This is a genomic window from Staphylococcus sp. HMSC14D10, from assembly GCF_001808125.1.
Lineage (GTDB): Bacteria > Bacillota > Bacilli > Staphylococcales > Staphylococcaceae > Staphylococcus > Staphylococcus haemolyticus.
Genome location: NZ_KV792262.1, coordinates 1 through 16024, shown reverse-complemented (window position 1 = coordinate 16024; position 16024 = coordinate 1). Strand labels below are relative to the sequence as shown.

Here is a 16024-nt window from a genome sequence, read left to right as displayed (position 1 = left end):
CACGCGATGACTAGAATTGTTGCGTTTTTGTGCATTCACTAATTTAACCCTCATTTATAAATCAAATTCTATTCTTAATTAAGTCAGAGTGATTATACGCTCTTCAGCATTATTATTCAAATAGTATCCATTTAATTATCGAATACCTCTTTATAACATTAGTGGTATGTAGATACTTTGCTTAAAAGTTGATGTATTAAATTCGATAAATTAAGTATATCAACTTTTTTATTATCCTTTTTAAAGACGGCGCAAAATGATCGCTTTAATTCTGTATGGCCTAACGAAATATCACATAATTCATCTTTATCATTTTCTAAAGATAAATAATCTGGCAAGATAACATAACCACGTTGATGTTTAAGTAAATAATTCGCTAAAGATTTAGAACCAACTATATTAACTGGCAGCTTTAAAGTGTGCTGTAAACGACTTTCAATTGTCGATGCCAAAGGTTTTAAAGTGAATAGTTGTGTTTTGGCAAATTGTGTTAGCGGAGGATTGATCGATAAAGCAATGACGTCATCTTTAGGTACATAAATATGATATGTTTCCTCAAATAATGGTTTTAATGATAGATTAGTATTCTTATGAAGTTCGGCGTTAATTTCAACTAGGCCAATATCTATTTTGCCAGTATAAAGTGCCTCGGAAATATCAGATGATGACATAATATGAGGAACGATGATGCTATCATATTGTCGTTCAAATGCTTGGATAATCGCAGTAATCATTTGAGAAATATAGCTTTCCTCAAAACCAATATTCAGAACACGTGCATTTTTATGATTTGTTTGTTGAAATAACGCTACCGTTTCATCTAATTGCTCTAAAATTTGCGTAGCTTGATTGAGTAAAGCTTTACCATGTGAGGTTAAATGAATATTTCTCCCTTGTCTATTGAATAACGTTACTTGCAATTCCTGTTCTAATAATGTAATTTGCCGACTTATTGCAGATTGGGCTATGTTCAACTCAAGTGCTGCTTCAGAGATGTGTTCTCTACGTGCTACTTCTACAAAATATTTTAATTGTTTAATTTCCATATACATGCCCCTTCCAACTTTTCAAATTTACCTATTAGTATTAATTATTCTAATTATTAGAATAAAGTCATCTAATTAATATATTGTTCAGATAAATATTTTACATTATATTAATTATTATTAACAGTAAATTTTCTGAAAATTCTCAAAAGGAGTGGGCATCATGTTTGATGAAAAATTAAAAAGAGGATTATACGATTACCGTGAGGAACATGATGCATGCGGTATTGGGTTTTACGCAAACATGAATAATTTAAGGTCACACGATATCATCGAAAAATCACTTGAAATGTTGCGTCGTCTTGATCATCGTGGCGGTGTTGGCGCAGATGGTATAACAGGTGATGGTGCCGGTATTATGACCGAAATACCATTTCAATTTTTTAAAGCTCATGTCAATTTAGACTTACCTAACGAGGGAGATTATGCGGTAGGTCTTTTTTTCTCTAATGAAAAGATTCAAGGTACGAAACATGAAACGCAATTCAATGACTACTTTCAAAGTGAAGGTTTAAAGGTAATTGGCTATCGTGATGTGCCTGTCGATGTTAATGCAGTGGCACCTCATGTTGCGTCTACGATGCCACACATTCAACAAGTGTTTATTGATATTAGATCTATTGAAACACCGGTTAAACCATTGTATATAGCGAGAAAGCAAATAGAGCAATATGCAGAACGACAAGGTTTAGGGCTTTATTTCACAAGTTTATCGCATAAGACAATTGTTTATAAAGGTTGGTTACGCTCAGATCAAATTAAGAAACTATATCTAGATTTAAATCACGAAGACTATCAATCTAAACTAGGACTTGTTCATTCAAGGTTTAGTACAAATACGTTCCCGAGTTGGAAGCGTGCGCATCCAAACCGATTATTGATGCACAATGGTGAAATTAATACGATTAAAGGTAATGTTAATTGGATGAGAGCACGACAAAGACAATTAATTCAAACATTATTTGGCGAAGAACATACTAAAATACAAAACATTGTTGATGAAGATGGTAGTGATTCAGCGATTGTAGATAATGCGTTAGAATTTTTATCATTAGCGATGGAACCCGAAGAAGCAGCGATGTTGCTTATACCTGAACCGTGGTTATACAACAAAGAAAATGATGCCAATGTTCGTGCGTTCTATGAGTTTTATAGCTATTTAATGGAACCATGGGATGGACCAACGATGATTTCATTCTGTAATGGAGATAAAATTGGTGCATTAACTGACCGAAATGGATTACGACCAGGTCGTTACACAATTACAAAAGATAATTTTATTGTTTTTTCATCAGAGGTGGGTGTAGTAGATGTACATGAAGACAATGTTGCTTATAAAGGACAGCTCAATCCTGGGAAGTTATTACTTGTAGACTTTGAGTCTCATAAAGTGGTTGAAAATAATGAATTAAAAGTTCGAATTGCCAATCAATATCCTTACAAAGAATGGTTGGAAAGCCACAAAGTGGACCTAAACTTAGAAGCCCAAACGTATCATCAACCTTTATTAAACAATAAGACATTATTTAAGTTGCAGCGTCAATTTGGATATACGAAAGAAGATATCTATAAATATATGTCTGAATTAGTGATAGGTAAGAAAGATCCAATTGGTGCTATGGGTTACGATGCGCCACTTGCGGTATTAAATGAAAGACCAGAGTCCCTATTTAATTACTTTAAACAATTATTTGCACAGGTAACTAACCCACCTATTGATGCTTATCGCGAAAAGATAGTAACAAGTGAGTTATCTTATTTAGGTGGAGAAGGTAATTTGTTCCATCCTGATGAAACAGTATTAGACCGTATTCAACTGGCAAAACCTGTCCTAACTTTAACGCAATTAGATAAGATTAAACAGAGTAAGTTTAACGTGAAACACTTATCTACACTATATCAAGATAACCTTAAAGAGGCATTGGAAAGGCTAGGTGAAGCGGCGATACAAGCTACTCGAGATGGTCATACTATATTAGTTCTTGATGATAGTGAACTTATTGATAATGATGATGAAAGTAAAGTGAAAGAACAACGCTACGCTATGCCAATGCTATTAGCTATCAGTCATATTCATCAGTTATTAATCAGAGAAGGTCTACGTATGGATACTAGCTTAGTGGCACTATCTGGAGAAACGCGTGAAGTTCATCATGTAGCATGCTTATTAGGCTATGGTGCAAATGCTGTTATTCCATATCTAGCTCAGCATACTATTGCACATTTAACTGAAACACATCGTTTAGAAGGCGCCGTTTCCGACAACGTTGAAACTTATACACGTGTGTTATCAGAGGGTGTTATTAAAGTGATGGCGAAGATGGGTATCTCTACTGTTCAAAGTTATCAAGGGGCTCAAATCTTTGAAGCGGTTGGTCTATCTCAAGAAGTGATTGATGACTATTTCACTGGAACACAGTCTAAGTTATCAGGGCTAAGCATTCAACAAATTGATACTGAAAATAAAATGTGTCAACAAAGACATAATGAGTACCTAGATTCAGGAAGTGTCTTCCAATGGCGACAACAAGGTCAACATCATGTGTTTAATCCTACAACAATTCATTTGTTACAACATGCATGTCGTGAGAATGATTATACACAGTTTAAATCTTTTTCTAATGCTGTACATGATCAGAGAAATGATCATCTACGTGATTTATTAGAATTTAAAGCACAGCAGCCGATTCATATTAGTGAGGTTGAGTCAGTAGAGACCATTGTTAAACGTTTTAATACGGGGGCAATGAGCTATGGTTCTATTTCTGAAGAAGCGCATCAAACATTAGCACAAGCTATGAATAAACTAGGTGGTAAAAGTAATAGTGGTGAAGGTGGAGAAAATCCTAAACGCTATGAAATCCAAGAAGACGGTAGTGTGTTATCAAGCGCTATCAAGCAAGTCGCTTCTGGCCGTTTTGGTGTGACTAGTAATTATTTGCAACATGCAAAAGAGTTACAAATTAAAGTTGCTCAAGGTGCTAAGCCAGGAGAAGGAGGACAGTTACCGGGCTCAAAAGTATATCCTTGGATTGCTGAGACACGGGGTTCAACGCCAGGTATAGGATTGATTTCACCACCACCACATCACGATATTTACTCAATTGAAGACTTAGGACAATTAATTCATGACTTAAAGAATGCAAACAGAAGCGCTGATGTAGCAGTTAAATTAGTTTCGAAAACAGGTATCGGAACCATTGCATCGGGTGTCGCTAAAGCATTTGCAGATAAAATCGTCGTGAGTGGATATGATGGTGGTACAGGTGCATCTCCTAAGACGAGTATTCAACACGCCGGTTTACCTTGGGAACTTGGTTTAGCTGAAACGCATCAAACATTGAAATTAAATCAATTACGTAGTCGTGTTCGTTTAGAAACAGATGGTAAGTTGATGACAGGTAGAGATGTTGCATTAGCATGTGCACTAGGTGCCGAAGAATTTGGATTCGCGACTGCACCATTAGTTGTTTTAGGGTGCATCATGATGCGCGTTTGTCATAATGATACATGTCCAGTAGGTATCGCGACTCAGAACAAAGATTTAAGAGCGTTGTTTAGAGGTAAGGCTGACCACGTTGTTAACTTTATGCATTTTATTGCTGAAGAGTTAAGAGAGGTCTTAGCATCGTTAGGACTACGAACAGTTGAAGAATTGGTTGGACGTACCGACTTGTTACAACGCTCAAGTCGAATTGATGAACAATCAAAAGCAGCAACATTAGACATTGATAAGTTATTGGATTCAGTTGATGGCCCTAACTCAAAAGAAATTAATCAAAATCATCATTTAGATATAGGTTTCGATTTAAATTACCTATATAAAGATGCTAAACAAAGTATTGAGGATGGAAAATTATTTAAAGGGAATTATGTGATTAATAATGAACAACGAGATGTAGGTGTTATCACAGGAAGTTATATTACTCAGTGTCACGGTATTAAAGGGTTACCAGAGGGGACAATTGTAGCTAAAACACATGGTCATGTTGGACAAAGTTTAGCGGCATTCGCACCATCAGGATTGTTAGTACAACATACAGGTGATGCAAATGATTACGTTGGTAAAGGGTTATCTGGTGGTACTGTTGTGATTAAGGCACCAAATAAACAACGCGAACGTGAAATTATTGCTGGGAATGTATGTTTCTATGGTGCTTCAAAAGGTAAAGCCTTTATTAATGGTAGTGCTGGCGAACGTTTTTGTATTAGAAACAGTGGTGTTGATGTAGTAGTAGAAGGTATCGGTGATCATGGTTTGGAATATATGACTGGAGGACATGTAGTCAATTTAGGAGATGTAGGTAAGAACTTTGGTCAAGGTATGAGCGGAGGCGTTTGTTACGTATTTCCAAGTAATCTCGAATTATTCAAACATAAAAACCAATTACCAACCCTAGCTTTTGAGAGAGTGACACACAAAGAGGAGAAAGCGTTACTTAAAACAATGTTAGAGGAACATTATCGTTATACCCAAAGTACAAAAGCAGCGGCGATTTTAAATGATTTTGAACATGTGGCAGACAAAGTTATTAAAGTGATTCCAAAAGATTATGAACTAATGATGCAAAAAATTGAATTACAAAGTCGTCGTTTGCCACAACTTGATGATGCTAAACTGGCAGCATTCTATGATGAACGTAAGACAATTGAACAAGAATTACAGCCAGCAGTTATTTACTAAAGAAAGGAGAGGTCTGTAATGGGTGAGTTTAAAGGATTTATGAAATATGAAAAACAATCATTATCTGAACTGTCTTTAGTTGAACGCCTAAAACATCATGATGCGTTTCAACAACGTTTTTCACGTGATGAGGCGTCTGTTCAAGGCGCGCGATGTATGGATTGTGGGACACCATTCTGTCAAACAGGTCTTCCTTTCGGTAGAGAAACCATTGGTTGTCCTATTGGTAATTATATTCCTGAGTGGAATGATTTGGTTTATCGCCAGGATTTCAAAGCTGCATATCAACGTTTAAGTGAAACAAATAATTTTCCTGAATTTACAGGACGTGTTTGTCCTGCACCTTGCGAACAATCTTGTGTTATGAAGATTAATCGTGAATCAGTCGCAATTAAAGGAATAGAACGCACAATTATTGATGAAGCATATGATAACGGTTGGGTTAAACCTAAATATCCTAAGCAAAGGTTAGAACAATCTGTAGCGATTGTTGGGAGTGGTCCTGCAGGCCTCTCTGCAGCTGAAGAGCTCAATTACATGGGTTATCAAGTGACGGTGTTTGAAAGAGCCGCAGAAGCGGGTGGTTTATTAATGTATGGAATTCCCAATATGAAATTAGATAAGGATGTTGTGCGTCGCCGTATTACACTGATGACAGAAGCAGGTATTACATTTAAAACGAATACCAACATTGGTGTGGATATCTCACGCGAAGAATTAGAACAGACATATGACGCTATTATCTTATGTACAGGAGCTCAAAAAGCACGTGACTTGCCATTAGAAGGACGTATGGGTCAAGGTATTCACTTTGCTATGGATTATTTAACCGAGCAGACTCAATTACTAAATGGTGAAATTGACGAACCAACTATTACGGCTAAAGGAAAAAATGTAATCATCATCGGTGCTGGTGATACTGGCGCGGATTGTGTTGCTACTGCCTTACGTGAAAATTGTAAGTCAATTGTGCAATTTAATAAATATACGAAAGCACCTGAAGAAATTGCGTTTGAAAGTAATACGTCGTGGCCACTTGCATTACCTGTTTTCAAAATGGATTATGCTCATAAAGAATATGAAGCACGTTTCGGTAGAGAGCCTCGCGCTTATGGTGTTCAAACTATGCGATATGATGTTGATCATATTGGTAATGTGCGTGGTGTATATACACAAATCTTAGAGGAAACACCAGAAGGAATGGTTGTCGTAGATGGAACTGAAAGACATTGGCCAGCAGATCTTGTTCTTTTATCGATAGGCTTCGAAGGTACCGAACCTACAGTACCCAAATCTTTTGATATTGCTACACAACAAAATAAAATCATCGCCAACGATAAAGATTATCGCACTAATAAAGAAAAAATATTTGCCGCTGGGGATGCGAGAAGAGGTCAAAGTCTTGTAGTTTGGGCGATTAAAGAAGGACGTGCTGTTGCTCAATCTGTCGATAAATTCTTGAAACAAAAGGTATTCGTGTAAGTTACTTTAAAAATAAGATAGTAATGAAAATAAAATGGATATTTTTACACTTTAAACTTAAAAGTAATTGACTTCCGATGAACCGTGGTATATGATATTTATTGTGTTCATTGGAGGAATACCCAAGTCCGGCTGAAGGGATCGGTCTTGAAAACCGACAGGGCCTTAACGGGCCGCGGGGGTTCGAATCCCTCTTCCTCCGCCATTATAATTAAAATCCAAGACTAATAAATATAAAAAAGACAAGTACTCAATTTATAACATATTGAGTACTTGTCTTTTTTATTGTCTCCGAAGTCAGTGATAAATTTAATGCACAAATTAGCACACAATAATGAAAACCTTTACATAACCTGTCTAGACAAGTTATACTTGAGTTATTATAAACAAGGGAGTGAAGGGTGTGGCTGTAAAAAGAAAAGACGTGCAGGACATCGTTAAAGCAATTGGTGGGAAAGAAAATATTGACACTGCAACACATTGTGTTACTCGATTGCGTTTAGTTTTAAAAGATGACAATAAAGTCGACAAAGATGCACTAGACGACAACGCACTTGTCAAAGGCCAATTTAAAGCGGATAACCAATACCAAATTGTTATTGGGCCTGGTACTGTAGACGAAGTATATAAGCAATTTATTCAAGAAACGGGTGTAGAAGAATCGTCAAAAGATGATGCAAAAGCTGCTGCATCGAAGAAAGGTAATCCGTTACAACGACTTATAAAATTATTGGGAGATATTTTTATACCGATTTTACCGGCATTAGTTACAGCGGGTCTTTTAATGGGGATTAATAATTTACTTACCATGAAAGACTTATTTGGTCCTAAACCACTTGTGGAACAGTTTCCGCAGTTAGGTGATATATCAAATATTATTAACGTAATTGCAAGTACAGCATTTATCTTCTTACCAGCTTTAATTGGTTGGAGTAGTATGAAAGTGTTTGGTGGCAGTCCTATTTTGGGATTGGTACTAGGGCTTATTTTGATGCATCCACAATTAGTCTCACAATACGATATTGCTAAAGGACATATTCCGACATGGAATCTTTTTGGTTTAGAAATTAAGCAATTAAATTATCAAGGTCAAGTGTTGCCTGTTTTAATTGCGGCCTATGTCTTATCACTCATTGAAAAAACATTAAATAAAGTTGTTCATGATTCTATTAAAATGTTGGTTGTTGGACCAGTAGCGCTACTCGTAACAGGTTTCTTAGCATTTATTATTATTGGTCCGATTGCACTTGCAGTAGGTACAGGTATAACTGGAGCAGTACAATTTGTCTTTGAGCACGCTGGTTGGTTAGGCGGTGCACTTTATGGTTTCTTCTATGCACCACTTGTTATTACAGGATTACACCATATGTTCTTAGCAGTAGATTTCCAATTAATGGGTAGTAAACTAGGTGGTACATATTTATGGCCTATCGTTGCGATTTCTAATATTTGCCAAGGTTCGGCTGCTTTTGGAGCATGGTTTATTTATAAACGACGTAAAATGGTAAAAGAAGAAGGTTTAGCATTAACTTCAGGTGTATCATCATTTTTAGGTGTTACAGAGCCTGCAATGTTTGGTGTAAACTTACCGTTAAAAGTACCTTTCTTCGCTGCTATTTGTACATCAAGCGTTTTAGGTGCCATTATTGGCGCTAATAAGGTGTTAGGCAGTGTTGGTGTAGGTGGTGTTCCAGCATTCATATCAATCCACAGTGAATTTTGGTTCATTTATATACCAGTCACATTACTTGCCATGGTGATACCAGCTATTTTGACAATCATCTTTGCAAGATTTACAACAATTAAAGCTAAAAAAATGGTGGCAACGCCAGACGAAGCTGTAGCGAAATAATTAATACAAATGAAGACGTTCAAATTTCACTTGTTAAGTGTTTGAGCGTCTTTAATGCATATAAAACTATAATTAAATGGAAGGTGACTATCTATGGCACATAAAGATTGGAAGCAATCGGTAGTTTATCAAATTTATCCTAAATCATTTAACGACACTACAGGTAATGGTGAGGGTGATATAAATGGCATTATTGAGAAGTTGGACTATATTCAATATTTAGGCGTCGATTATATTTGGCTAACTCCTGTTTATGAATCCCCAATGAATGATAATGGGTACGATATTAGTAATTATTTAAAAATAAATGAACGCTTTGGTACATTGGAAGATCTTGAAACTTTAATAAGCGAAGCGCATAAGCGTGATTTAAAAGTCATGTTAGATATAGTTATTAATCATACATCTACAGAACACCAATGGTTTAAAGAAGCGATTAGTTCTAAAGATAACCCTTATCGTGATTATTATTACTTCAAGCCTTCTCAAGATGGCCCTCCAACTAATTGGGAATCTAAGTTTGGTGGAAATGCTTGGCAATATGATGAGAAGACGGATGAATATTATTTACATTTATTTGATGTTACACAAGCAGATTTAAATTGGGATAATGAAAAGGTTAGACAATCTTTATATGAGGTTGTTAATCATTGGATTCAATTTGGTGTAGATGGTTTCCGCTTTGATGTAATTAATCTTATTTCAAAAGGTGAATTTAAAGATTCACCACAAATTGGTAAAGAATTTTATACTGACGGTCCACGTGTACATGAATATCTCCATGAACTTAATCGTCATACGTTTGGTGATAAAGATATGATGACGGTAGGAGAAATGTCCTCTACAACAATTGATAACTGTATCAATTATACAAGACCAGATCGACAAGAGTTAAGTAGTGTCTTTAATTTCCATCATTTAAAAGTAGATTATGTCGATGGAGAAAAGTGGTCGAACGCTAAATTAGACTTTTTAAAATTAAAAGAAATTTTGATGGATTGGCAAATTGGAATATTTGAAGGTGGAGGATGGAATGCGATTTTCTGGTGTAATCATGATCAGCCACGCGTTGTTTCTCGTTTTGGCGATGATTCTACAGAAGAGAATCGTCAAGCAAGTGCTAAAATGTTGGCAATCGCATTACACATGTTGCAAGGAACACCTTATATCTATCAAGGTGAAGAAATTGGCATGACAGATCCACACTTTGATTCTATTCAGCAATATCGCGATGTCGAGTCGCGTAATGCTTACGATAATCTAGTGCAACAAGGTATTGATGAAAGTGAAGTTCTAACAATTTTAGGTCAAAAATCACGTGACAATTCTAGAACACCTATTCAATGGACATCGGAGAAACAAGCAGGTTTCACTTCAGGTACGCCATGGATTGATATTCCTAACAATACAGAACACATTAATGTAGAAGCGGCAATCGAAGATACTACCTCTGTACTACACACGTATCGCGAACTTATCAAATTACGTCATGAACACGATATCATCACGTATGGTGATATCGAGCCGATGTATATGGAACATCCACAGTTATTCATTTATCGTCGAAATTATGACAACCAAACGTGGCTAGTCGTTGCTAACTTTTCAAAAGAAACAATAAAATTACCTGAAGACCTTAATAGTGAGGGGACGACGATAATTAAAAGCGGTACAATAGAAAATGGTGAAATATCTCCATTTGGTGCAGTAGTGATTAATGTTCAATAAAAAGTAAATAGGTTGATGTAATGGAGAAACAAATCGCAACACAAAAATTCATAACAATATATGAACAACTTAAACAACGAATACATGAGGGCGAATATACATACGGACAACAACTACCTTCAGAACATGAATTATTAACGCTGTACGGAGCGTCACGTGAGACTGTTAGAAAAGCATTAGATTTATTAGCAAATGATGGCATGATTCAAAAAATTAGGGGTAAGGGGTCCATTGTAATAGATCAAGGTATCACGGAGTTTCCGTTCTCAGAATTGATTAGCTTCAAAGAAGTGCAAGAGGAACTTGGTCTCAAGCATGAAACGGAAGTGCTCATTAACGAATTGGTTAAAGCAAACTCAGTTCCTCATGTTAAAAAGCAATTGAATATTAGTAATGATGATGTACTAATCCATGTAGTACGCACGAGAAATGTCAATCAAAAGGTCAAAATTTTGGATGAAGATTACTTTTTAACTTCAATAGTATCCGATATTTCGAATTCAGTGGCAAAAGATTCTATATATCATTACTTAGAAACGCAATTAGGATTAGATATCAGTTATTCAAGTAAGTCGATTACCTTTGAGCCTTTTACTGAAAGAGAATATGATGTTTTTGGGAAAATACAACCGCCATATACCGCAACAGTGAGAAGTGTCGTTTATTTAAATAATACGATGCCATTCCAATACAATGTGTCGAAGCATTTAGCGACAGAGTTTAAATTCCAAGAATTTTCAAGACGACACAAATTATAAGATGAAATTGTACTGGTTTCGATTCATTGAATTACTAATTGAAACTTTACGCTTGCAATCTGAAGAAAGTTTATAGTATTATAAAACTTACCGTGCTAGGTGGGGAGGTAGCGGTTCCCTGTACTCGAAATCCGCTTTATGCGAGACTTAATTCCTTTGTTGAGGGTGTGTTTTTGTGAAGTCTGCCCGAAGCACGTAGTGTTTGAAGATTTCGGTCCTATGCAATATGAACCCATGAATCATGTCAGGTCCTGACGGAAGCAGCATTAAGTGGATCCTCATATGTGCCGTAGGGTAGCCGAGATTTAGCTGTCGACTTCGGTAACGTTTGTGATACACACTCGATTCGAAGGTGTACGGTTTTTTAATATTTTAAACTAACCGAGACAAATAAAATTTTAAATATAAATTTAAGTGAGGAGTAGGACAGGAATTTTTATGAATTCATTGTCCTGCCCTGGCAAGATTGACTAAAATTAAAAATGCTTGTTATAAGTGTAGTTTTAATTCAGTCAACTACTGCCAATATATAATTGTAGCCTGAGACATTGATTTTGTCCCAGGCTCGTTTTTTGTATAGAATATGTATGAATGAGTATAAAATGGGAAAGTGGTTTGTTCGAATATAAAATGGGGACCGCTCGGACTAATCAAAGGGGTGTCATTATGCGACTGTTCTTAAGTACATTAACTGAAATGGATTATATTGAAACATTAAATAAGATTGAATCAAGTTACGATGACAAAGGTCAAGGTGTTGGTCAAAAGCAAAGAGAACTCATTTCAAGATTACGCAGAGCATTAAACTATAATTATGAACTTGAAGTGATTGCAAAAAATGAAGCTGGCGATATTATAGGGCACATCATGCTCAGTGAAATTAACCTAAAGGCGGATGATCAACGGTACAAAGCTTTGGAATTAGCTTCTCTTATAGTAGATAAACCATATCGTAATGAGGGATTAGGTAAAGCTTTAGTTCAAGCTGTTGAAGAACGTGCTAAATCTCAACATTATACGACTATTGTTGTGGGATGTTGCCCGGCATATTTCGAAGAAGTAGGTTATGAACCGGCGGACAAACATAATATTTTTTCAAAAGAAACCAATCCATCCGCTTTGCGTGTGAAATTCTTATGGGATCAACTGGATGAATACCCCCATGGCATTGTTCAAGATGCTGATATGACTTAATAAATTCATTGAAACTTAGATGATAATGCGTGATATAATGTAGAGTAATTGTTAACGGAGGTGCGGATGTGAATTATCAAGCTTTGTATCGAATGTTTAGACCCCAAAGTTTCCAAGATGTTGTGGGTCAAGAACATGTAACTAAGACGTTACGTAACGCCATTTCCAAAGGTAAACAGTCTCATGCCTATATCTTTAGTGGGCCTCGTGGGACTGGTAAAACTAGTATTGCTAAAGTATTTGCTAAAGCGATAAACTGTTTAAATCCTCAAGACGGTGAACCATGTAATGAATGTGCGATATGTAAAGGCATTACACAAGGTACGAATGGTGATGTTATCGAAATTGATGCTGCGAGTAATAATGGTGTAGATGAGATTCGAAATATTAGAGATAAAGTGAAGTATGCACCTAGTGAGTCGAAATATAAAGTGTATATTATTGACGAGGTACATATGCTAACAACTGGGGCTTTTAATGCGCTATTAAAGACGCTTGAAGAACCACCAGCACATGCCATATTTATCCTTGCTACAACTGAACCACACAAAATCCCGCCTACAATTATTTCACGTGCACAACGTTTTGACTTTAAAGCGATTGGTACTGAACAAATTACTGATCGTTTACGCTTTGTCGCTGAAGAACAACAGTTAGATTATGATAATGAAGCACTTGAGTTTATTGCGAAAGCATCTGAAGGTGGAATGCGAGATGCATTAAGTATCATGGACCAAGCTATCGCATTTGGTGATGAGCACCTTACGCTACAAGACGCATTAGACGTAACAGGTAGTGTAGATGAAGCGGCTTTAAATGAATTATTTAAAGATGTCGTTGATGGTAATGTTAAAAATGCATTTACACGCTATCATCAATTTATTTCTGAAGGAAAAGAAGTTAACCGTCTTATAAATGACATGATTTATTTTGTTCGTGATACAATTATGAATAAAACTGTAAATAATCACGCTGAATTTGATGCGTTAATGAATTTTGATTTAGACATGCTCTATCATATGATTGATATTATTAATGATACATTAGTTTCAATACGATTTAGTGTGAATCAAAATGTTCACTTTGAAGTACTATTAGTGAAAATTGCTGAAATGGTGAAATCACAACCTGATACCGTTACTAATGTAGCAACGACTCAAGTTGCATCACAACCTAATAACGAAGTGTTATTGCAACGTATGGAACAATTAGAAAATGAACTGAAAACACTTAAAGCACAAGGTATTGCTCAAGCAAGTTCTAAACAACAATCATCACAAGCAAACACACGTGGTAAACGTCAGAATAAAGGCACATTTTCAATGACAAATATTGCTAAGGTATTAGATGAAGCAAATAAAGAAGATATTCAATTATTGAAGAAACATTGGCTAGAAGTAGTAGATTATGCGAAAAAGAATGATAAAAAATCATTAGTAAGTTTATTACAAAACTCAATTCCTGTAGCTGCTAGTGAAAAACGAGTATTAATTCAATTTGATGAAGAAATTCACTGTGAAATTGTGAATAGAGATGATGAGAAAAGAACTAGCATTGAAAATGTAGTAAGAAATATCATCAATAAGAATGTTGAAGTAGTTGGGGTCCCTTCAGATCAATGGATGAGAGTGCGAACAGAATATATTAATAATAGAAAACAGTATGATAAAGAAGAACATCAAACGCCATCTGATGATAGAGAAGAGCAACAAGACACTGATGTAGCACAGAAAGCACGTGATTTATTTGGAGAAGAAACAGTTCATTTAATAGACGAAGAATAGAATTTATTTTATGAATAGAATGAACTTACTTTAGTTAGTGAATTGTCGAAATGGGTCATGAAACAGAGATACATGACAATAAATATAAACGTATGTATAATAAAATATAAATTAAAAGATAATGTCGATACATTCAAGGAGGAAATGATATTATGCGCGGTGGCGGAAATATGCAACAAATGATGAAACAAATGCAAAAAATGCAAAAGAAAATGGCTCAAGAACAAGAAAAATTAAAAGAAGAACGCATTGTAGGTACAGCTGGTGGTGGCATGGTAGCAGTTACAGTTACTGGTCATAAAGAAGTTGTAGATGTTGAAATTAAAGAAGAAGCAGTAGATCCAGATGATATTGAAATGCTACAGGATTTAGTTTTAGCAGCAACAAATGAAGCGATGAACAAAGCTGACGAATTAACTCAAGAACGTTTAGGTAAGCATACACAAGGCTTAAACATTCCGGGAATGTAATTATAGATGCATTATCCAGAACCGATATCTAAATTAATAGATAGTTTCATGAAACTGCCAGGCATTGGTCCCAAGACGGCTCAACGTCTGTCATTTCATACTTTAGATATGAAAGAAGACGATGTAGTCCAATTTGCTAAAGCATTGGTAGATGTTAAACGTGAGCTTACCTATTGTAGTGTATGTGGACATATAACTGAAAACGACCCTTGCTATATTTGCGAAGATAAGCAACGTGACCGTTCAGTTATATGTGTGGTCGAAGATGATAAAGATGTTATTGCAATGGAGAAGATGAGAGAATACAAAGGTCTCTATCATGTATTGCATGGATCTATCTCCCCGATGGATGGCATTGGGCCTGAAGATATTAATATCCCAACTTTAATAGATAGATTAAAAGATGAAGAGGTTAAAGAATTAATATTGGCAATGAATCCTAATTTAGAAGGTGAATCAACAGCAATGTATATATCTAGATTAGTGAAACCTATTGGAATTAAAGTAACTAGATTAGCTCAAGGACTTTCAGTAGGTGGAGATTTAGAATATGCAGATGAAGTTACTTTATCTAAAGCAATAGCTGGAAGAACAGAAATGTAAAATAGGATCGCTATTTACAAATTGTCAGTAAATATAGCTATTAAAGTTATATTTCGATTTGTAATAGCGATTTTTTAATTTATCTTAAAAAATCGTAAATTTTTTAAAGTTTGTTATTTGAGTGAATAAAGTGTTGAATATAGGGTATTACATTCCAATTTCTTTTTTAAATACGAACAATAATTTATTTAAATATATATTTAGTTCGTTTATTAAGGTTTTATATAGATTTTTAATTATTGTTAGTGTAATTTTTACCATTGTTAAAACGACTGAAAGCCTGTATAGTATATATTTGTTGAGCGAAACAAATCAACGAACATTAAAACACTTCAAAAATTAATAAAAAAGTTATTGACTTTAAAGTTAATGACGAGTATAATTAATTTTTGTGGTAATAAAAATGAACATTGAAAACTGAAT

At 35.3% G+C, this 16024-nt stretch carries 10 protein-coding genes, 1 tRNA gene and 1 other RNA gene; 11 read left to right on the top strand and 1 reads right to left on the bottom strand.

The annotated features are described in order from the left end of the window. Positions 1–158 precede the first annotated feature (158 nt). On the bottom strand, positions 159–1046 hold the full coding sequence (gene gltC, locus HMPREF3134_RS08480; protein WP_070442188.1) for a glutamate biosynthesis transcriptional regulator GltC: 888 nt from the start codon (positions 1044–1046) through the stop codon (positions 159–161). A gap of 163 nt (positions 1047–1209) precedes the next feature. Here gltC and gltB point away from each other — a divergent pair, with 163 nt between their 5' ends. From gltB to recR, 11 genes are all read left to right on the top strand, one after another. Then, entirely contained in the window at positions 1210–5730 is a 4521-nt protein-coding gene (gltB, locus tag HMPREF3134_RS08475) for a glutamate synthase large subunit (protein ID WP_070442186.1), read from the top strand. A gap of 18 nt (positions 5731–5748) precedes the next feature. Then, the gene (locus HMPREF3134_RS08470; RefSeq protein WP_053025615.1) at positions 5749–7212 is read left to right on the top strand and encodes a glutamate synthase subunit beta; all 1464 of its coding nucleotides are present in this window, start codon (positions 5749–5751) and stop codon (positions 7210–7212) included. Positions 7213–7324: 112 nt separating this feature from the next. Continuing rightward, positions 7325–7417 (top strand) — tRNA-Ser (locus tag HMPREF3134_RS08465). A gap of 198 nt (positions 7418–7615) precedes the next feature. Then, positions 7616–9064 carry a PTS system trehalose-specific EIIBC component gene (treP, locus tag HMPREF3134_RS08460; RefSeq protein ID WP_070442185.1) on the top strand — a complete coding sequence of 483 codons (1449 nt, stop codon included), beginning with the start codon at positions 7616–7618 and terminating at the stop codon, positions 9062–9064. A 93-nt stretch (positions 9065–9157) separates the two neighbouring features. Further along, positions 9158–10792, top strand: a complete 1635-nt coding sequence (gene treC / locus HMPREF3134_RS08455; RefSeq protein ID WP_070442182.1) for an alpha,alpha-phosphotrehalase — start codon at positions 9158–9160, stop codon at positions 10790–10792. 20 nt (positions 10793–10812) lie between these two features. Further along, positions 10813–11550 carry a trehalose operon repressor gene (gene treR / locus HMPREF3134_RS08450; RefSeq protein ID WP_070442179.1) on the top strand — a complete coding sequence of 246 codons (738 nt, stop codon included), beginning with the start codon at positions 10813–10815 and terminating at the stop codon, positions 11548–11550. A gap of 90 nt (positions 11551–11640) precedes the next feature. Continuing rightward, an RNA gene (gene ffs, locus HMPREF3134_RS08445) (signal recognition particle sRNA large type) lies at positions 11641–11910 on the top strand. 306 nt (positions 11911–12216) lie between these two features. After that, a complete protein-coding gene (locus HMPREF3134_RS08440; protein WP_070442177.1) occupies positions 12217–12744 on the top strand; it encodes a GNAT family N-acetyltransferase in 528 nt (175 codons plus the stop codon). 68 nt (positions 12745–12812) lie between these two features. Continuing rightward, a complete protein-coding gene (gene dnaX / locus HMPREF3134_RS08435; RefSeq protein ID WP_070442174.1) occupies positions 12813–14528 on the top strand; it encodes a DNA polymerase III subunit gamma/tau in 1716 nt (571 codons plus the stop codon). A gap of 152 nt (positions 14529–14680) precedes the next feature. Beyond that, complete coding sequence (locus tag HMPREF3134_RS08430; RefSeq protein ID WP_001213992.1) at positions 14681–14998, top strand: YbaB/EbfC family nucleoid-associated protein; 318 nt, start codon at positions 14681–14683, stop codon at positions 14996–14998. A gap of 6 nt (positions 14999–15004) precedes the next feature. Continuing rightward, positions 15005–15601, top strand: coding sequence for a recombination mediator RecR (gene recR, locus HMPREF3134_RS08425; protein WP_070442172.1), 597 nt, complete (start codon positions 15005–15007; stop codon positions 15599–15601). The last annotated feature ends 423 nt before the right edge of the window (positions 15602–16024 follow it).